This window comes from Bradyrhizobium sp. 141 (assembly GCF_023074055.1).
Lineage (GTDB): Bacteria > Pseudomonadota > Alphaproteobacteria > Rhizobiales > Xanthobacteraceae > Bradyrhizobium.
The window spans coordinates 324,614-342,332 of the sequence record NZ_JADPKR010000108.1 but is presented as its reverse complement, the minus strand read 5'-3'; the positions used below and the strand labels follow the sequence as shown (position 1 = coordinate 342,332).

Below are 17,719 nucleotides of genomic sequence, written 5' to 3'. Positions count from 1 at the left end.
GGCTCACGCGCCCGCCATCGCTTTTTCGATCGCCGCCAGTGCGTCGGTCGCCCTGGCGCCGTCGGGACCGCCGGCCTGCGCCATGTCGGGCCGGCCACCGCCGCCCTTGCCGCCGAGCGCCTCGGAGGCGACGCGCACGAGGTTCACGGCATTGAAGCGCGCGGTCAGGTCGGCGGTGACGCCGACCACGACACCCGCCTTGCCGTCCTCGGTGACGCCGACGATGGCGACGACGCCGGAGCCGATCTGCTTCTTACCGTCGTCGGCAAGGCTCTTGAGATCCTTCATCTCGATGCCTTCGACCGCGCGCGCCATCAGCTTGACGTCGCCGACCTCGCGCACGCCTGAGGCCGCGCCATTGCTGCCGGCGGCCGCTCCGCCGCCCATCGCCAGCTTCTTGCGGGCGTCGGAGAGTTCGCGCTCGAGCTTCTTACGCTCCTCCATCAGCGCGGCAATGCGCGCCGGCACGTCGTCGAGCGACGTGCGCAGCTCGTTCGCCGCGGTCTTCGCCAGCGCCATGGTCTCGTTGGCGTGCCTGCGCGCATAATTGCCGGTCAGCGCCTCGATGCGGCGCACGCCCGAAGCGACCGCGCTCTCGCCGGTCAGCGTGATCAGGCCGATATCGCCGGTGCGCTTGACATGGGTGCCGCCGCAGAGCTCGACCGACCAGCCGAGCGCATTGGCGCCGCGCTCGCGCGCGGTCCGGCCCATCGAGACGACGCGAACCTCGTCGCCATACTTCTCGCCGAACAAAGCGCGCGCGCCGGCTTCGCGGGCCTCGTCGACGCCCATCACGCGGGTGGTGACCTCGTCGTTCTCCAGCACCACGTCGTTGGCGATGTCCTCGACGCGCGCAAGCTCCTCCGCCGTGATCGGCTTGGGATGCACGAAGTCGAAGCGCAAACGATCGGGCGCGACCATCGAGCCGCGCTGGGCAATGTGGTCGCCGAGCACCTGGCGCAGCGCTTCATGAATGAGATGCGTCGCCGAGTGATGCGCGCGGATCGAGGAGCGCCTGGAATGATCGACCTCGAGCTGCAGCGCGGTGCCGAGCTTCAGCTCGCCGCTCTCGACCGTCCCGACGTGAGCGAAGAAATCGCCGAGCTTCTTCTGCGTGTCAGTGACGCGGAACTTGATGCCGCCCTCCCCAAGAAGCACGCCGGTGTCGCCGACCTGGCCGCCGGACTCCGCATAGAACGGCGTCTGGTTCAGCACGATCGCGCCCGTCTCGCCGGCCTTCAGGCTGGCGACTTCAGCGCCATCCTTGACCAGCGCGGAAACGACGCCCTCGGCGCTCTCGGTCTCGTAGCCCAGAAATTCGGTGGAGCCGAGCTTCTCGCGCAGCGGGAACCAGATCGCCTCGGATGCTGCCTCGCCAGAGCCCTTCCAGGACTCGCGCGCCTTCGCCTTCTGCCGCTCCATCGCATCGGAGAAGGAAGCCTGGTCGACGCCGATGCCGCGCGACTTCAGCGCGTCCTGCGTCAGGTCGAGCGGGAAGCCGTAGGTGTCGTACAGCGTGAAGGCGACGTCGCCGTCGAACATGTCGCCCTTCTTCAGGGACGCGCTCTTCTCGTCGAGGATGGCAAGGCCGCGAACCAGCGTCTTGCGGAAGCGGGTCTCTTCCAGCCGCAGGGTTTCCTCGATTAGATTCTCCGCGCGCATCAGGTCGGGATAGGCCTGGCCCATCTCGCGCACCAGCGCCCAGACCAGCCGATGCATCAGCGGCTCCTTGGCCCCTAGCAGCTGCGCATGGCGCATGGCGCGCCGCATGATCCGGCGCAGCACGTAACCGCGGCCCTCGTTCGAGGGCAGCACACCATCGGCGACCAGGAAGGCCGAGGAACGCAGATGGTCGGCGATGACGCGGAACGAGGCCACAGTCTGCTCGTTCGGCCCGCTGCCGAGCGCCGAGGCTGTCGCATCGATCAGCTGGCGGAACAAATCGGTTTCGAACACGCTGTCGACGCCCTGCATGATGCAGGCCATGCGCTCGAGCCCCATGCCGGTGTCGATCGAGGGACGCGGCAGATCCACGCGCTCCTCCTTCGTCACCTGCTCGTACTGCATGAACACGAGATTCCAGAATTCGAGGAAGCGGTCGCCATCCTCTTCCGGCGAGCCCGGCGGTCCGCCCCAGATGTGCTCGCCGCGGTCGATGAAGATCTCCGAGCACGGGCCGCACGGGCCGGTGTCGCCCATCGCCCAGAAATTGTCCGAGGTCGGGATGCGGATGATGCGGTCGTCGGAGAAGCCGGCGATCTTCTTCCAAAGGCCCGCCGCCTCGTCGTCGGTGTGGTAGACCGTGACCAGCAGCTTGTCCTTCTTGAGCCCGAACTCCTTGGTGATCAGCGTCCAGGCGAGCTCGATCGCCCGCTCCTTGAAGTAGTCGCCGAAGGAGAAGTTGCCGAGCATCTCGAAGAAGGTGAGATGCCGCGCGGTGTAGCCGACATTGTCGAGGTCGTTGTGCTTGCCGCCGGCGCGCACGCATTTCTGCGACGTGGTGGCGCGCTGATAGGGCCGCTTCTCGACGCCGGTGAAGACGTTCTTGAACTGCACCATGCCGGCATTGGTGAACATCAACGTGGGATCGTTGCGCGGCACCAATGGCGAGGACGACACGATCTCGTGCCCGTTCTCGGCAAAGAAGTTCAGAAAGGTCGACCTGATCTCGTTGACGCCGCTCATGTTCATCCAATCGGGTGTGCTTGGACCCGCTTCTCGCCATCCAAACCGTAACGTTAAGGCTGATATCTGCGGGCCAAAGCGCTTTTAGACAAGGCCAGCTTCGCTGTCCAGAAACTGTGCAGAGAGATCAGAGGGTTGCCGTATCAGCGCAACCCCTTTGCAATCCCGTTGATAGGGCAAGCGGACGCGTTGACAGGCTTGGCTAGCCTGTGGTCTGTACCCATCTGTATCGTACGGCCACGTCGGGAGAGACCGGCTTTAGGCAGCCGGCGCCGAAGGAGCAACCGCCCCGGAAACTCTCAGGCAAAAGGACCGCGTGGCTTTGACAGCATCTGGAAAGAGGCGCCGACGGGTCTAGACCCGGATGGCACCCGCCGACGGGATAATACTCTCAGGCACAGCGACAGATGGGGCTTCGACTGGTTGGCTCAGGGAATCGTCCCTGGGGAACCGCCGAGGGCCCCTGTGATGCCAGCACGCGACGACCAAGACTCCCTGAAACGTACGCCCCTTCACGGGCTTCATGTGTCCCTGGGCGGCAAGATGGTGCCGTTCGCGGGCTATGACATGCCCGTGCAATACCCGGCGGGCGTGTTGAAGGAGCACCTCCATACCCGAGCCTCCGCCGGCCTGTTCGACGTCTCACACATGGGCCAGCTCGCGCTCCGGCCGAAGTCCGGCAAGGTCGAAGACGCGGCCCGCGCGCTGGAACAGCTGGTGCCGCAGGACATCGTGGCGATTGCGCCGGGACGGCAGCGCTACGCCCAATTCACCAATGCGGATGGCGGCATCCTCGACGATTTGATGGTCGCCAATTTCGGCGACCACCTGTTCCTGGTCGTCAACGCCGCCTGCAAGGCCGAAGACGAGGCGCATCTGCGCGCGAATCTCTCGGACGATTGCATCATCGAGTCCCTTGGCAACCGCGCGCTGATCGCGCTGCAGGGTCCGAAGGCGGAAGCGGTGCTGGCGAAATTATGTGCAGAGGCACCGTCCATGACATTCATGGATGCCGGCCCGCGCAAGGTTGCCGGCATCGACTGCTTCGTCTCGCGCTCCGGCTACACCGGCGAGGACGGTTTTGAAATTTCGGTTCCCGCAGGCGATGCCGAACGTCTCGCCAAAACGCTGCTTGAAAACACCGATGTGCTGCCGATCGGCTTGGGCGCGCGCGACAGCCTGCGCCTGGAAGCCGGGCTCTGCCTCTACGGCCACGACATCGACACCGCCACCACGCCGGTCGAGGCCGCGCTGGAATGGTCGGTGCAGAAGAGCCGCCGCAGCGGCGGCGCGCGTGCCGGCGGCTTCCCCGGCGCGGAAAAAATCCTCGCTCATTTCAATAATGGGGCCTCTCGCCGCCGCGTCGGTCTGCGCGCCGAGGGCCGCGCACCGGTGCGCGAGGGCGCGCTGCTGTTTGCGGACGAGCCGGCAGCGGAGCCGATCGGACAGGTCACATCGGGCGGCTTCGGCCCGAGCCTGAATGCGCCGGTTGCCATGGGCTACGTGCCTTTGGCCCTCGCCGCGCTCGGCACCAAACTCTTCGCCGAGGTGCGCGGCCAGCGACTGCCGCTCGCAGTCGCCGCCATGCCCTTCGTTAAAAACACCTACAAACGCTGAGGACGAGACAATGACCACGACGCTGTACACCTCCGACCATGAATGGCTGGCCATCGAGGGTGACGTCGCCACCGTCGGCATCACCGACTACGCCCAGCAGCAGCTCGGCGACGTCGTGTTCGTCGAACTGCCGAAGGTCGGCCGCACGATGAAGAAGGCGGAAGCCGCCGCGGTCGTGGAATCGGTGAAGGCCGCCTCCGACGTCTATGCCCCCGTCACCGGCGAGGTGCTCGAGACCAATGCCGAGCTCGCCGCCGAGCCGGCGCTGGTGAACTCGGACGCGCAAGGCAAGGCGTGGTTCTTCAAGATCAAGATTGCCGACAAGAGCGAGCTCGGCGGCCTCATGGATGAAGCCGCCTACAAGGCACATACGGCTTAAGGACGATGGAGCAAGCGATGACCGCGCACCGCAAGACCAACGGCGACACCGCCGCCAGTTTCGTTCGCCGCCATATCGGCCCGTCGGCGCGCGACGTCACCGCAATGCTCGAAACTGTGAGCGCAAAAAGCGTCGATGCCTTGATGGCAGAGACGCTGCCGGCCTCGATCCGGCAGGCCGCCCCGCTCGACCTCGGCAAGGCGCTCAGCGAGCCCGAGGCGATCGCGCATATGAGCGAGCTCGCAAGCCAGAACCAGGTCTTCACCTCACTGATCGGCCAGGGCTATTCCGGCACCATCCTGCCCGCGGTGATCCAGCGCAACATCCTGGAGAACCCGGCCTGGTACACCGCTTACACGCCCTATCAGCCCGAGATCAGCCAGGGCCGGCTGGAGGCGCTGCTCAACTTCCAGACCATGATCTGCGACCTCACCGGGCTCGACGTCGCCAACGCCTCGCTGCTCGATGAAGCCACCGCCGCGGCCGAAGCCATGGCGCTCGCCGAGCGGCACTCGCAGGTGAAGGCAAAGGCGTTCTTCGTCGACAAGGACGTGCATCCGCAGACGCTGGCCGTGATGCGCACCCGCGCCGAGCCGCTCGGCTGGACCCTGATCGTCGGCGATCCCCTCACCGATCTCGACAAGGCCGACGTACTCGGTGCGCTGCTGCAATATCCTGGAACCTCGGGCGCGGTGCGCGACCTCCGGCCCGCGATATCAGCATTGAAGGCCAAGGGCGCGCTCGCGATCATGGCCGCCGATCTCCTGGCACTGACGCTGCTCGCCTCGCCCGGCGAACTCGGGGCGGACATCGCGATCGGCTCGGCGCAGCGTTTCGGCGTGCCGATGGGCTATGGCGGACCGCACGCGGCCTATATGGCGGTGCGCGATGCGCTGAAGCGCTCGCTGCCGGGCCGCATCGTCGGTCTCTCCGTGGACTCGCGCGGGATGCCGGCCTATCGCCTCGCGCTGCAGACCCGCGAACAGCACATCCGCCGCGAGAAGGCGACCTCCAACATCTGCACCGCGCAGGTGCTGCTCGCCGTGATCGCCTCGATGTATGCGGTCTATCACGGTCCCGAAGGCCTGACGCAGATCGCGCGCAACGTCCATCGCCGCACCGCCGTGCTCGCGGCTGGCCTGCGCAAGCTCGGCTTTGTGCCGCAGTCGGGCAGTTTCTTCGACACGCTCAGCGTCGATGCGGGCGCCAAGCGCGCCGAGATCGTCGCGCGCGCGGCGGCCGAGAAGATCAATCTCGGCATCAGCGAGACCAGCTTGCGCATCGCGCTCGACGAGACCACGACGCCCGCGACGGTCGAGGCGGTCTGGCGCGCCTTCGGCGGCAAGCTTGCCTATGCCGAGATCGACGCGGAGACGCGCGAGGCGCTGCCGGACGGCCTGAAGCGCGCGACCTCGTTCCTCACCCATCCCGTGTTCCACGCGCATCGCTCGGAGACCGAGATGCTGCGCTACATGCGCAAGCTCTCAGACCGCGACCTCGCGCTCGACCGCGCGATGATCCCGCTGGGATCCTGCACCATGAAGCTGAACGCGACCACCGAGATGATGCCGCTGACCTGGCCGGAGTTCGGCTCGCTGCACCCGTTCGTTCCGCGCGAGCAGGCCACGGGCTACCACGCGCTGTTCGCGCGGCTGGAGAAGTGGCTGTGCGACATCACCGGCTATGACGCGATCTCGCTGCAGCCGAACTCGGGCGCGCAGGGCGAATATGCCGGGCTTTTGGCTATCCGTGGGTACCATGCCTCGCGCGGCGAGACGCACCGCAAGATCTGCCTGATCCCCTCCTCCGCCCACGGCACCAACCCGGCCTCCGCCGCGATGGTCGGCATGGACGTAGTGGTAGTCGCCTGCGAGAAGAACGGCGACGTCGACGTCAATGATCTTCGCGCCAAGGCCGAGAAGCATTCGAACGATCTTGCCGCGATCATGATCACCTATCCCTCGACCCACGGCGTGTTCGAGGAGCACATCCGCGAGATCTGCGACATCGTCCACGACCATGGCGGCCAGGTTTATCTGGACGGCGCCAACCTCAACGCGCAGGTCGGTCTGAGCCGGCCCGGCGATTACGGCGCCGATGTCAGCCATCTCAACCTGCACAAGACGTTCTGCATCCCGCACGGCGGCGGCGGCCCCGGCATGGGTCCGATCGGCGTAAGAGCGCATCTCGCCCCGTTCCTTCCCGGTCATCCGGCGGCGCAGGCGGATGCCCCGGTCGGCCCGGTCTCGGCCGCGCCGTTCGGCTCGGCCTCGATCCTCACCATCTCCTACATCTACATCCTGATGATGGGCGGTGACGGCCTGAAGCGCGCCACCGAGATCGCGATCCTCAACGCCAATTACATTGCTGCGCGCCTCGATCCGCACTTCCCGGTGCTCTACAAGAACGCCAAGGGTCGCGTCGCGCACGAATGCATCGTCGATCCGCGTCCGCTGAAGACGACCTCAGGCGTCACCGTCGACGACATCGCAAAACGCCTGATCGATTACGGCTTCCATGCGCCGACCATGAGCTTCCCGGTGCCGGGCACGCTGATGATCGAGCCGACCGAGTCGGAATCCAAGGCCGAGCTCGACCGCTTCTGCGACGCCATGATCGCGATCCGGAAGGAGATCGCCGAGGTCGAGGCCGGCCGATTCAAGATCGAGGCATCGCCCTTGCGCAATGCCCCGCACACCGTGCACGACATCGCGGACGACGACTGGAAGCGCGCCTACACCCGCGCCGAAGGCTGCTTCCCCGCGGGAAGCTCGCGCACCGACAAATATTGGAGCCCTGTCGGGCGCGTCGACAACGTCTATGGCGACCGCAATCTGGTGTGCTCCTGCCCGCCGGTGAGCGATTACGCGGAAGCCGCGGAGTAGCGGCTTCGTAGGGTGGGTTAGCGGGCGGCTGCGCACAGCGCAGTCCGCTCGCGTAACCCACCACTTCAGCTTCCGCGGAGACGAACAATGGTGGATTACGCCTTCGGCTTATCCACCCTACGGTCCTAGCCGTCAGGCCAACGCATCAGGCTTCCAGATCGGGCCACGAGGCTCTGGCAATGGGGGCTCGCGACTGTGAGCGCCCAGGCTTGGGATTCATCGATCTTGCCCTGGAGATCAGCAAGCGCACGCGCCTGCCAGTGCGCCCTTTCGTATCCGAGCGGCAAGGATTCGGTCTCCGAAGCAACTCCGACAAAAGGCAAGATATCGGAATCATCTTCGAGGCGTGCCTTGAAGCTGTGCCTTGCAATTGTCCTGGCACCTTCCACCGGGGACACGCTTCCGGACAGTATGCCTTTCGCCGCCTCAATAATGATCTGGCGAGCCGCAATGGTCTCGGATTGATTCCAACTCATGGCAATCCCGGTCTCAAGAACTGATCCGGTATCCCTTGTATCATCAAACGAAACGGGCACTGACGACGTCGGCAACTCAACGTCTTCAGCGCCCGCTCCTCGCGAAAAACTTGACTGTTAAGTCTTACTCCTCCGCCGGCTCCTCGCCGTCGGCGTCGCGCTCCGGGGTGCCGGCCAGGATCTGCTCGGCGATCAGGCCCGAGTTCTGGCGGATCGAGGTCTCGATCTTGGCGGTGATGTCGGGGTTGGCCTTCAAAAACGCTTTCGAGTTCTCGCGACCCTGGCCGAGGCGCTGGCTGTCATAGGAGAACCAGGCGCCGGACTTTTCGACGATGCCGGCCTTGACGCCGAGATCGAGGATCTCGCCCATCTTGGAGACGCCCTCGCCGTACATGATGTCGAATTCGACCTGCTTGAAGGGCGGCGCCAGCTTGTTCTTCACCACCTTGACGCGGGTGGTGTTGCCGACCACCTCGTCGCGCTCCTTGATCGCGCCGATGCGGCGGATGTCGAGGCGGACGGAGGCGTAGAATTTCAGCGCGTTGCCGCCGGTGGTGGTCTCAGGCGAGCCGTACATCACACCGATCTTCATGCGGATCTGGTTGATGAAGATCACCATGGTGTTGGACTTGTTGATCGAGGCCGTCAGCTTGCGCAGCGCCTGGCTCATCAACCGCGCTTGAAGTCCCGGCAGCGCATCGCCCATCTCGCCCTCGAGCTCGGCCTTCGGCACCAGCGCCGCAACCGAATCGATCACCAACACGTCGACGGCGCCCGAGCGCACCAGCGTGTCGCAGATTTCCAACGCCTGCTCGCCGGTGTCGGGCTGCGAGATCAAGAGCTCGTCGATGTTGACCCCGAGCTTCCTGGCATAGACCGGGTCGAGCGCATGCTCAGCGTCGATGAAGGCGCAGATGCCGCCCTTCTTCTGCGCTTCCGCAACCGTATGCAGCGCCAGCGTCGTCTTGCCCGAGGATTCCGGCCCGTAGATCTCGACGATGCGCCCCTTGGGAAGACCGCCGATGCCGAGCGCGATATCGAGGCCGAGCGAGCCGGAGGACACCGCTTCGATGTCCATGGAGCGGTCGTTCTTGCCGAGCTTCATCACCGAGCCCTTGCCGAACTGGCGCTCGATCTGAGAGAGCGCGGCGGCCAGAGCTTTACTCTTGTCCATGGAAGATCCTTCGACGATACGCAGGGCAGTGGCGGACATTGGGTCGTGCTCCTTATGGCGAGGATTCGCGTGAGGGACAAACGGTTGCGAGGCGGCTCCGCGATAAAAGCAATGTACCCCATTTGTTCCAGGTTCGCAATATGTTCTTTTTGGATCTGCGGCCTTTCCACCCCCTGGGCGCGTTATGCGCACAACTGAACAGACGCCGTTCCGTTTATGGACCCTAATCAATCGTCACCGCCCCGGCCGTGGCTGCTATCGGGGTTGAGAACGCTGATTGCGCTCCCGCCTTCCTCACACGGACAGGAGCGCGCCATGCTCAAGCGACGACGTTTCAGGCAACAACTGACCCTTCAAGACCGGCTCTCCGCATGGGTGAAGCAGGTCAAGGAAGACGCCTCCAGGCTTCCACCTGGTCCCGAAAGGGACGCCCTGCTCAAGAAGGCCCGCCAGGCCGAGCTGGCCAATCATCTGCACGACTGGGTCAAATCCCCCGGCCTGCAACCGCCGAAATAGCAGAGCAGCCGCGACGTCCTTGCCCGACTAAAGCTGACGCCCGTCAAAGACGCGGCCGCGCGTCGCCGTCATAATTCCGCAATCGTACGGCACCGAACCTTTTCGCGGTCTGGGGCCTTCTTCAGGATGAGACCGCAACTCTGGGGACCTCAGTCATGACCGAAGACAAGCACCGCGAAACGATCCGGCGCAATCCGTTGCTCGAGGCGGCGCATGAGGAGATGATCAAGTTCGAGCGCAAGGAAAACGAGTTCCGCAAGAGGGACCGCGAAGAGCGCGCCAGCGAGCTCCATCTTCCCCTGAACGACATCAAGATCCACTAAAGGCCCGCCAGGCCGGCTTCGATCGATGACGCCGGTCCGGCGGACGGCGCTCTCACGCCGACCGCGCGCGGAGATGGCCGCTAGCGATCGCCCGGTCCCCGCAAGGGACGGCATCGTTGGGATGACGCGCATCACCCGCGCTCCGCACTCAACGGTATCTAAACACTACTTTCAAGCCACTGAAAGAACAACGAAATTCCCATGCAGCCTACTGTGCATGGGGTTGTTTTCCAGTTTTGCGAATGGCGGCACGCTCGTACCCTCGATCATCGCAGGGCACGGCTGCCGCCCGCGCGCCTGTCCTACAGCAGCGCCAGCAGCACGAGGCCGATCACCAGCACCACGAAGCCAGCCGCTGTCGCGGCGGCGAAAGACCGCTCTACGTTATCCATGATGCCACCCCGTTGCCGGCGTGCCACGTTTCCCCCATGGCTGCGCCGAACGGTTTGGAATCTTGCCGACGGGTGTGTCCGCAGTTGTGCGAACAAATGTCGAAATTGGGACGGGTGCGGGGCCTGTCTGCGGCCTCAGCATCGAGCCCGGAAATTGGCCGCCTGTCAGGCTGTCGTAAGCGGAGCCCGCTAGGATGACGGGGCTATGGTGTTGCAGCCCAGCACCTCAGCCTCCAATAACTCTCTGCCCCGCTTGGCTCTCCCCAGGCGGGGCTTTTTCATGCCTGGCTGCCGGCGCGCGGTTCCCTCTCCTCCTGGGTCAGGAGCAGTGCGAAGGCGCGGATCGCGGGCGCCGCCAACAGCACGATCGGCAGCATCGCGGCCCAGGCGATCAGCCACGACACCATCCAATGCCCAACGAAGATCATCGCACTGCCTGCGGGAAGGCTGGCGATCCCCGCCGCGATCAGCGAGGTCAGTCCGGACTGGATGATTCCGAAGACGAAGTGACTGTAGCGGCGGGGAATGCCGAGCATGACGGGCCCATGTTGCTTGCCGTCATCACACCAAGCAAAGCACATGCCGCAGCATGGAGTCGGTCCCTGGCGGGCCCCACGGGCGGGTCTCGGTACGTGAACGCACCGGGACGCAAGCTCAGGAACTCTGTTCATGGTCGGAGAACCACGGGGGTCCGACAGTCTTGCTGACGGACCGGAGTCTCCCGAAACACGGCTTCGCTTGTTTCGGGGCGCGCGCGCGTTCGAGAGATCCCTGAACTATCCAGGGCTTACCGACAGATTTTGCTTGTCTCGGGAATATCAAGACGACCAGCATGTTTGCAATCATGGACGTGAATCGTGGAGGTCACCATGAATCACAGGGGCATCGAGTTCACCGTCGCCAAGACAGCGATTCCCGGAATCTGGCAGTGGCAGTTCCGCATCGGCGAGCAGATCAAGTCCGGCAGGACCGAGACCAAAATCGACCTGCTGGCGATCCGGCGCGTGCAGCTGCGCATCGATCGGGAGCTGAAGCGATCGGCCGAAAGGCCGCCTGAACCGGCCGGATGAAATCGGCGGCATCATCCGTAGCCGCCCGGAATTGATCTGACGCGGGTTTGGGATTGGAGTGCGCGCGCCCATGGCCTTCGGGACGAGGCCATCACGTGCGCGATTCGGTGCCAGCCATGCCGCTCTATTTCTTTCGAATCCGGAACGGCCTCTATTCCGGCTGCGCCGACCAGGCGACGGAATTTGCCGATCGCAATTCGGCCTGGAAAGAGATGACCAGTGTCTGCGCCGACATGACCGCCGGCCTTGCCCGCAAGCTCCAGGAAAATTCCGAATGGCACATGGAGCTGCTGGACGAGGCCAAGGAGCCCGTGTTCCGGATCCGCATCGTTGCCGAAACCCTCGACTAGCAAGGCCTGCGGATCAAGCCCGCTTTAGTCCGCGCTGGGCAGCCGCCGCATGGTGAATTCGATGTCGCCGCCAGGCAGTTCGCGCCAGGTCTCGACCGCGCTCATATAGCCGGCCTTGGGGTAGCGAGCGAAGAAGGCCTGCGCCCGTTCCCGCGCCGCCGCGCGCGGCAGCGTGAAGGTCTCGCGCAGATAGCCGTCGCCGACCGTTTGGCCGGGCTTGCCGGCCAGCTTGCGCCGGCGCGCCATCCGCTCGGCAAGATCCCGCGGACGATCGGCCATGCCCTGCCCTCCTCTACGCGCTACGCTTGCAACCAATGTAGGGCGCGGGCCGCATGAAGAGGAGTCCTGTTCGAAGGGCGTCCTTGCTGCCCCCGGAACGGGGCTGCGTCAGTTGGCAGCCGTGCCGGACTTCTTCTTCGGCGCGCTGGTTGCGGCCGATGCCTTCGGCGCCGCGGTCTGTTTCGGCGGATCGGAGCGCATGCCGCCCCAGGGATCGTTGGACGTCTTGGAATCCGGAATCTTCTTCAGCGTTTCCTTATAGGCCTTGTCACGCTCGGCTTCGGCCGCCTTCTCCTCCGGGGTCTTGCTCGGGGCGTCCTGCAGCAAATTGAGATTGGGCATTTGCGCATAGGCAGGTCCCGCCACCACGGCCAGCACCGCGGCCAAACGGAAAAGCTTCATCGTCTACTCCTTGATCATCCCATGAGGCACGGATCGCCCGTACCTCGTCATCCTTGTCGCGGTCGCCGAGGCCGTTCGAGGCCGGCTAGAGCCGATCCGATCGGCACGATTTGGGCCCATGCAGCCAATCGTCCCAGATCGGACCGCATTTGGTGCACCCGCTCAGCGCGAGGCCGAGCGCGACCATAGAGAAGACGAGGACATACCGACGCAACATCATCCACCCCTACCCAAGCCAGGCATCATATCGGCCCAAGTCAGGCATTTTCAAGCCGACGGGACCGGCGCGAGACCGGGTGACTTTGCCGCGCCGATGCGCGCACAATGCCCGAAACATCAGGCAATACAGGAGAGCGCGACAGCAATGCAAATGCAGCCAGACGCCGAATTCGGCCTCCCCGACGCCAGACGCATCCTCGGCGAGGTTTTTGCGCCCTGGGTCCAGGATCTCAACCTCGCGGTCGAGCGCATCGAGCACGCGCAGCCGGCGGATGTGCCGGACTGGCAGCCGGGCGCGCTCCTGCGCATGCCGTTTTCGGAGCGACTGTGCCGGAACGGCGGCGTGGTTTGCGGCCAGGCCCTGATGGCGCTCGCCGACACTGCGATGGTCATCGCGATCCTCGCTGCCAATCGCGGCTATCGCCCCATGACCACGGTCGACCAGACCACGCATTTCATGCGCGCGGTCTCCTCAATGGACGTGCTGGCGGACGCGCGCGTGGTGCGGCTCGGGCGTACCATGAGCTTTGGCCGCGTCACGCTGCTCTCGGCTGCGGACAACAAGCCGGTGGCGATGGTGTCGAGCGCGTTCGCTATGCTGCCGGGCTGAGCATCAGCACGAAAGAAGAGAGCCGCGTGAGCGCACAGCGCACCGCGGCTCCCCATCACGATCGTGTCGAAGCAAGGGACCAAAGCGCGATTGCAGTCGCGCTTCGGTCCGCACGCCTCAAATCACTTGCCGAGCACCTCGTCTGCTGCGGTGACGATGCTGGCGGTCGGATTCTTTCCGCAATAGGCACCGAATTTCTTGGCGTTCTCGATGAACACGTCGGTGTCGATGATCGCGTTGTCCTCGTCGCCCTTGTACCAGCCGTCCATCCAGGTCAGCACGACCTGGATGTTGTCTTCGCCGCTCTCGAGGAACTGCTTGCAGCTCATGGTCGAGAGGTCCCACTTGACGGCGTGGGCGGGCATCGACGACAGCGAGAACGCGGCGGCGAGCAGAAGCGAAAGCGTGGTCTTCATCGGAATCTCCATCGGCGCGTAACGCCATAAAAGAAAGGCTTGTGAGCAAAGTCGGCGGAACTGACTGTCCGCTCCAGCGTCGCAATCGAAGTCTGAAGCGCTGTGCAAGTAGCGCCAGTATTGAGGAGTGACAAGCGCGTCGGCCTCGCCTTCGTGCAATAATGCGCACGATGTGAACGAGCGTTCGCATCGCATCCACAGCACGGTTATGATTGCGTGCGGCGACGGCGGCGCTGCCCTGCAAGCGCGCGCTCGCGGGCACCTAGTCGTCGATCCCGTGAGTGACGCCGCCTCAGACTCAACGATCGGCGGAAGGCTGATTGATCACGGCCCTCGGGTGGTAGCTCTGCGCGCCCGTGCGGGGATCGCGCAACCCCCGTTGAAGCGCCAGAGGCCGTCTACCCTATTTCGGCTTTTTGGCGGGTTCGCTCGGGCGGGCTCCGCCCCACGGGTCGTACTTGTCCTTGGGCTCGGGAATGCGCTCGAGCGCGGCCTTGTAGGCCTTCTCGTCGACCTTGGGCTTGTTGTCGGCCGGCTTGGCCGGGTCAGCTGCTGGCCGCCGGCCCTGCGCCTGCGCCGAGCCGGCCGTCAGTGCCAGCACAGCGGCCGCTATGACCAAAATCCTCATCGGTGCAATCCCCTTCGTCTGGGGTACAAACCTAGCCTGCAATTCCGGAATATGAAATGCCGCGAGTTCCAGCACTTCAGCAAATCTTGATCGCCAGGGACTTCGCCGGATCGCATTGCTGCCTATCTGTTGTCCCAGGGGACCTTCACGGATGTTGCGGACTATTGCTCATGCGGCGCTGCTCGCCGGCGCGCTCGCGCTGGGTGCCTGCGGCTTTGCCGACAGCCGCGCGCCGGTGCCTGAGTTCATGCGCATGAGGGAGGCCGAGCAGCCGCCGCCCGAAGCGCCTCCCGACGTCAAGCGCCTGGTACGCGAGCAGATGGATGTCGTCTTCCTGACCACCTCCTATCCGCGCGAGGTGCAGGTCGCCCCGCCCCATCGTGAGGTGCGCGGACCGGGCTGGACCTCCTGCGTCCGCGCGCAGCTCACCTCCGCGACTGGCACTTCGCTCGGTGCCCAGACCTACATCGTGACGATAACGGGCGGAAAGGTTGTCGACCGACGACGTGCGGAAGCCGACGACATCTGCGGGACCGAGACTTACGAGCCCATCTAGGAACCGCCCAAAAGACGGGCAGTTCCGGGAAAAACCAGCATCGTAGCGGGGAACGATCACCGCCTCCCCTTCTTGTTACCGCCGAGGGCAGTTTCGGAGGAGGACAGGATGAAGACATTCACGATTGCGCTGTTGGCGGGCGTCGGTGCTTTGGCAGCCGCGTCGAGTGCGAAGGCGTCCGATATTTACACAAGCAGCGAGTACGCTAATCCGGATCTGGTCCAGCAGGTACGGCTTGTCTGTGACGACGCCGGCCGCTGCTATCGAACCCGCGGCGGTTCGCGCGTGATCGTGCGCGATTCCTATAATTCCATGCCGCGCGAACGCTATTATGAGCGCCGGTCGTATCATCGCGACTGGGATGACGGCCCGCGCGCCGGCGTCGGCATTCGCGCGCCTGGCGTCAGCGTCGGCGTGGGTGTCGGCGACGACCGCTGGTAGTGACCACGAGGTAAGGCGAAAGGACCGGACGACGATCGTCGTCCGGTCCTTTTCGCGTCGTCAGGTTTCGAGCGGATCGGCCGGCGCGACGAAGCGCGTCAGCGACGGCAGGTTGGCGACAAAGCGCGCGAGCACCATGCCGGCACACATCGCCGCGACGAAGATGAAGGCGGAAGAAGAACCGAACCCGAGCGCGGTCAGCGCCGGCCCCGGACAGAAACCCGCCACTCCCCAGCCGATCCCGAAGATCGCCGGACCTGCGACGATTCTGGAATCGATGTCTCTTCGCGTGGGGAGATAGAATCGTTCGGCGAAAAACGGACGCGCGCGCCTCAGGACGTAGCCAAAGCCGATGAAGGTCACAGCCACCGCACCGGCCATCACGAAGGCAAGGCTCGCATCCCATGTCCCCGCCGGAATGCCGCCAACGTCGAGGAAGTTCAGAACCTTCGCGGGGTCGGACATGCCGGAGACGATGAGACCGAGACCGAAGATCAGGCCGATCACGAATTGAATGAGGATGGCCATCGGCGTCAGCTCCAGTGCCGCATGACGAAGACGGTCGCCATGCCGGCAGCCACGAAGATGACGGTCGCAACCAATGAGCGCGGCGAGAGCCGCGACAGGCCGCAGACGCCGTGCCCGGAGGTGCAGCCGCTGCCCCACACCGAGCCAAAGCCGGTGAGCAAGCCACCGACAATCAGGGTGACCGTTCCCGCCTCGATCGTCTGCGGCGGCAGGCTTCCCGTGGCGAGCCGTACCAGCAAGGGTGCGGCGACAAGACCCGCGACGAAGGCCAGCCGGCCGGCGAATTCGCCGTCCTCGTAGGGCGGAAACAGCCGCGCCGCGATCCCGCTGACGCCGGCGACCCGTCCCGTCGCCCACATCAGCAGCACGGCGGCGAGGCCGATCAGCGCGCCGCCTACAAGCGAAGCCATTGGCGTGAAAGACGTCGCAACCATTCGACCCTCCGGACCGCGCGCTCCCCTCGCACTCTACACCCTCCCGCATGCTCAACGAGACGTTAATATTACCGATCGAATTGAAGCGACGTCCCAACGGTATTTTCCATCCTTTGCGCTAAGGATGACCCGCGTAACACGGGCTCAGCCCGCGTGATTGGGGACGACGGGACGTGGTCGACATCGCGCAGCAGGCGGCGATCAATCCGGCAACGGATGCCGGAGCCGCGCGCGCGCGCGTCCCGCTGACGGCGATCGACCCGGGCCAATGGCGCGCGCTCGCGCAGCGCGCGGTCGAGCCGAACGGATATTACCTGCCCCCCTGGGAGCTCGCCGTCAGCGCAACCGCGCGCGGCCGCACCAAAGCCTCGGCATTGCCCGTATTCGACAGTTCTTCGACGCGGCTGATCGGGCTGATGCCGGTGATCTCGCTGTGGCGGGCCTGGAAGATTCCCCTGCCCGCGCTGGTGAGCGCGCATCCCTACGGCACGCTGTGCAGTCCGCTGATCGACCGCGACGCCCCGATCGAGGCGGCCGCGTCTCTGTTGCAGAGGGCGCGTGAGGCCGGCGCGCATGCGCTCGTGCTGAACGACGTCGCGCTCGACGGTGCTGCGATGAATGCATTCAAGCAGGTCCTGAGCCGCGACGGCCTGAAGCCGCGCGTGCTTTCCTCCTACATCCGCGCCAGCCTCGACGCGACGCAGGATGGCGAAACGCTGCTGCGCGACGCGCTCGGCACCAAAAAGCTCAAGGAGCTGCGCCGCCTGCGCCATCGGCTCGAAGAGCACGGCCCTGTTACGTTCGACGTCGCACGCCGGCCTGACGAGATCGGACCTGCGCTCGAAGCATTCTTGCAGCTCGAAGCCAGCGGCTGGAAAGGCAAGCGCGGCACCGCACTGGTCCAGCATGCGGGTGATGCGACCTTCGTTCGCCGCGCCGTCCCGGCGCTGGCGGAGACCGCGCAGTGCGAGATCATCACGCTTCGCGCCGGCGCGACGCCGATTGCCGCCGGCATCGTGCTGCGCCATCAGGATCGCGCCTTCTTCTTCAAGCTCGGCATCGACGAGCGCTTTGCGAGATATTCGCCGGGCGTCCAGCTCACGCTGGACCTCACCCGCCATCTCTGCGCCGATCCGGCCATCGCCAGCGCGGATTCCACCGCAGGCTCCGACCACCCCATGATCAACCCGATCTGGCGGGGACGTTTTGCGATCGGTGACGTGCTGGTCCCGCTGCGGCGGCACGATCCGGTGGTGGCGCTCATTCATGGAGCGCTGGTTGGCGTTAACGCCGTGCATGAGACTGCGCGACGCATGGTTCGCCGGCTCCGCAAATAAGC

General features: G+C 65.0%; 21 protein-coding genes and 1 riboswitch. Of the genes, 11 read left to right on the top strand and 10 right to left on the bottom strand.

Annotated features, from left to right (window positions below):
• Positions 1 to 3: 3 nt before the first annotated feature.
• Entirely contained in the window at positions 4 to 2,685 is a 2,682-nt protein-coding gene (alaS, locus tag IVA81_RS35240; RefSeq protein ID WP_247326815.1) for an alanine--tRNA ligase, read from the bottom strand.
• A 233-nt stretch (positions 2,686 to 2,918) separates the two neighbouring features.
• A riboswitch (glycine riboswitch) is annotated at positions 2,919 to 3,009 on the top strand.
• A gap of 144 nt (positions 3,010 to 3,153) precedes the next feature.
• Between alaS and gcvT the strand changes: the two genes are divergently transcribed.
• The 3 genes from gcvT to gcvP are packed head-to-tail and all read left to right on the top strand — an operon-like array spanning position 3,154 to position 7,566.
• Positions 3,154 to 4,302, top strand: coding sequence for a glycine cleavage system aminomethyltransferase GcvT (gene gcvT, locus IVA81_RS35235; RefSeq protein ID WP_247326813.1), 1,149 nt, complete (start codon positions 3,154 to 3,156; stop codon positions 4,300 to 4,302).
• A gap of 10 nt (positions 4,303 to 4,312) precedes the next feature.
• On the top strand, positions 4,313 to 4,681 hold the full coding sequence (gcvH, locus tag IVA81_RS35230; protein WP_247326811.1) for a glycine cleavage system protein GcvH: 369 nt from the start codon (positions 4,313 to 4,315) through the stop codon (positions 4,679 to 4,681).
• Positions 4,682 to 4,698: 17 nt separating this feature from the next.
• Positions 4,699 to 7,566 (top strand): aminomethyl-transferring glycine dehydrogenase, encoded by a 2,868-nt coding sequence (gene gcvP, locus IVA81_RS35225; protein ID WP_247326809.1) that lies wholly within the window; start codon positions 4,699 to 4,701, stop codon positions 7,564 to 7,566.
• 125 nt (positions 7,567 to 7,691) lie between these two features.
• On the opposite strand, the gene IVA81_RS35220 is transcribed toward gcvP, so the two are convergent.
• Both IVA81_RS35220 and recA read right to left on the bottom strand, forming a co-directional pair.
• Positions 7,692 to 8,042: a hypothetical protein gene (locus tag IVA81_RS35220; protein WP_247326806.1), complete on the bottom strand. Its 351-nt coding sequence runs from the start codon at positions 8,040 to 8,042 to the stop codon at positions 7,692 to 7,694.
• Positions 8,043 to 8,166: 124 nt separating this feature from the next.
• Complete coding sequence (gene recA, locus IVA81_RS35215; protein ID WP_100176636.1) at positions 8,167 to 9,255, bottom strand: recombinase RecA; 1,089 nt, start codon at positions 9,253 to 9,255, stop codon at positions 8,167 to 8,169.
• Positions 9,256 to 9,531: 276 nt separating this feature from the next.
• Between recA and IVA81_RS35210 the strand changes: the two genes are divergently transcribed.
• Both IVA81_RS35210 and IVA81_RS35205 read left to right on the top strand, forming a co-directional pair.
• Positions 9,532 to 9,732: a hypothetical protein gene (locus tag IVA81_RS35210; RefSeq protein WP_247326803.1), complete on the top strand. Its 201-nt coding sequence runs from the start codon at positions 9,532 to 9,534 to the stop codon at positions 9,730 to 9,732.
• A 155-nt stretch (positions 9,733 to 9,887) separates the two neighbouring features.
• Positions 9,888 to 10,055: a hypothetical protein gene (locus tag IVA81_RS35205; protein ID WP_247326800.1), complete on the top strand. Its 168-nt coding sequence runs from the start codon at positions 9,888 to 9,890 to the stop codon at positions 10,053 to 10,055.
• A 670-nt stretch (positions 10,056 to 10,725) separates the two neighbouring features.
• Here the strand turns inward: IVA81_RS35205 and IVA81_RS35200 are convergent.
• On the bottom strand, positions 10,726 to 10,983 hold the full coding sequence (locus IVA81_RS35200) for a DUF2798 domain-containing protein (protein WP_247326797.1): 258 nt from the start codon (positions 10,981 to 10,983) through the stop codon (positions 10,726 to 10,728).
• A gap of 333 nt (positions 10,984 to 11,316) precedes the next feature.
• Here IVA81_RS35200 and IVA81_RS35195 point away from each other — a divergent pair, with 333 nt between their 5' ends.
• Both IVA81_RS35195 and IVA81_RS35190 read left to right on the top strand, forming a co-directional pair.
• Positions 11,317 to 11,517: a hypothetical protein gene (locus tag IVA81_RS35195; RefSeq protein ID WP_247326795.1), complete on the top strand. Its 201-nt coding sequence runs from the start codon at positions 11,317 to 11,319 to the stop codon at positions 11,515 to 11,517.
• Positions 11,518 to 11,633: 116 nt separating this feature from the next.
• The gene (locus tag IVA81_RS35190; RefSeq protein WP_247327120.1) at positions 11,634 to 11,867 is read left to right on the top strand and encodes a hypothetical protein; all 234 of its coding nucleotides are present in this window, start codon (positions 11,634 to 11,636) and stop codon (positions 11,865 to 11,867) included.
• Between the two features lie 24 nt (positions 11,868 to 11,891).
• Here IVA81_RS35190 and IVA81_RS35185 read toward each other — a convergent pair whose 3' ends face one another.
• Both IVA81_RS35185 and IVA81_RS35180 read right to left on the bottom strand, forming a co-directional pair.
• On the bottom strand, positions 11,892 to 12,146 hold the full coding sequence (locus tag IVA81_RS35185; protein ID WP_100178529.1) for a hypothetical protein: 255 nt from the start codon (positions 12,144 to 12,146) through the stop codon (positions 11,892 to 11,894).
• A gap of 108 nt (positions 12,147 to 12,254) precedes the next feature.
• Entirely contained in the window at positions 12,255 to 12,548 is a 294-nt protein-coding gene (locus IVA81_RS35180) for a hypothetical protein (protein WP_247326793.1), read from the bottom strand.
• A gap of 364 nt (positions 12,549 to 12,912) precedes the next feature.
• Here IVA81_RS35180 and IVA81_RS35175 point away from each other — a divergent pair, with 364 nt between their 5' ends.
• A complete protein-coding gene (locus tag IVA81_RS35175) occupies positions 12,913 to 13,377 on the top strand; it encodes a PaaI family thioesterase (protein WP_247326791.1) in 465 nt (154 codons plus the stop codon).
• A gap of 122 nt (positions 13,378 to 13,499) precedes the next feature.
• Here IVA81_RS35175 and IVA81_RS35170 read toward each other — a convergent pair whose 3' ends face one another.
• On the bottom strand, positions 13,500 to 13,793 hold the full coding sequence (locus tag IVA81_RS35170; protein WP_162307619.1) for an HdeA family protein: 294 nt from the start codon (positions 13,791 to 13,793) through the stop codon (positions 13,500 to 13,502).
• 403 nt (positions 13,794 to 14,196) lie between these two features.
• On the bottom strand, positions 14,197 to 14,421 hold the full coding sequence (locus tag IVA81_RS35165; protein ID WP_247326790.1) for a hypothetical protein: 225 nt from the start codon (positions 14,419 to 14,421) through the stop codon (positions 14,197 to 14,199).
• Between the two features lie 151 nt (positions 14,422 to 14,572).
• On the opposite strand from IVA81_RS35165, the gene IVA81_RS35160 reads away from it, so the two are divergent.
• Both IVA81_RS35160 and IVA81_RS35155 read left to right on the top strand, forming a co-directional pair.
• Positions 14,573 to 14,977: a hypothetical protein gene (locus IVA81_RS35160; RefSeq protein ID WP_247326789.1), complete on the top strand. Its 405-nt coding sequence runs from the start codon at positions 14,573 to 14,575 to the stop codon at positions 14,975 to 14,977.
• Positions 14,978 to 15,085: 108 nt separating this feature from the next.
• Positions 15,086 to 15,418, top strand: a complete 333-nt coding sequence (locus IVA81_RS35155) for a hypothetical protein (protein ID WP_247326788.1) — start codon at positions 15,086 to 15,088, stop codon at positions 15,416 to 15,418.
• A 60-nt stretch (positions 15,419 to 15,478) separates the two neighbouring features.
• Here IVA81_RS35155 and IVA81_RS35150 read toward each other — a convergent pair whose 3' ends face one another.
• Both IVA81_RS35150 and IVA81_RS35145 read right to left on the bottom strand, forming a co-directional pair.
• Positions 15,479 to 15,946 carry a DUF6691 family protein gene (locus IVA81_RS35150; RefSeq protein ID WP_247326785.1) on the bottom strand — a complete coding sequence of 156 codons (468 nt, stop codon included), beginning with the start codon at positions 15,944 to 15,946 and terminating at the stop codon, positions 15,479 to 15,481.
• A 5-nt stretch (positions 15,947 to 15,951) separates the two neighbouring features.
• On the bottom strand, positions 15,952 to 16,380 hold the full coding sequence (locus IVA81_RS35145) for a YeeE/YedE family protein (protein ID WP_247326783.1): 429 nt from the start codon (positions 16,378 to 16,380) through the stop codon (positions 15,952 to 15,954).
• A 173-nt stretch (positions 16,381 to 16,553) separates the two neighbouring features.
• On the opposite strand from IVA81_RS35145, the gene IVA81_RS35140 reads away from it, so the two are divergent.
• Complete coding sequence (locus IVA81_RS35140) at positions 16,554 to 17,717, top strand: GNAT family N-acetyltransferase (RefSeq protein WP_247326781.1); 1,164 nt, start codon at positions 16,554 to 16,556, stop codon at positions 17,715 to 17,717.
• The last annotated feature ends 2 nt before the right edge of the window (positions 17,718 to 17,719 follow it).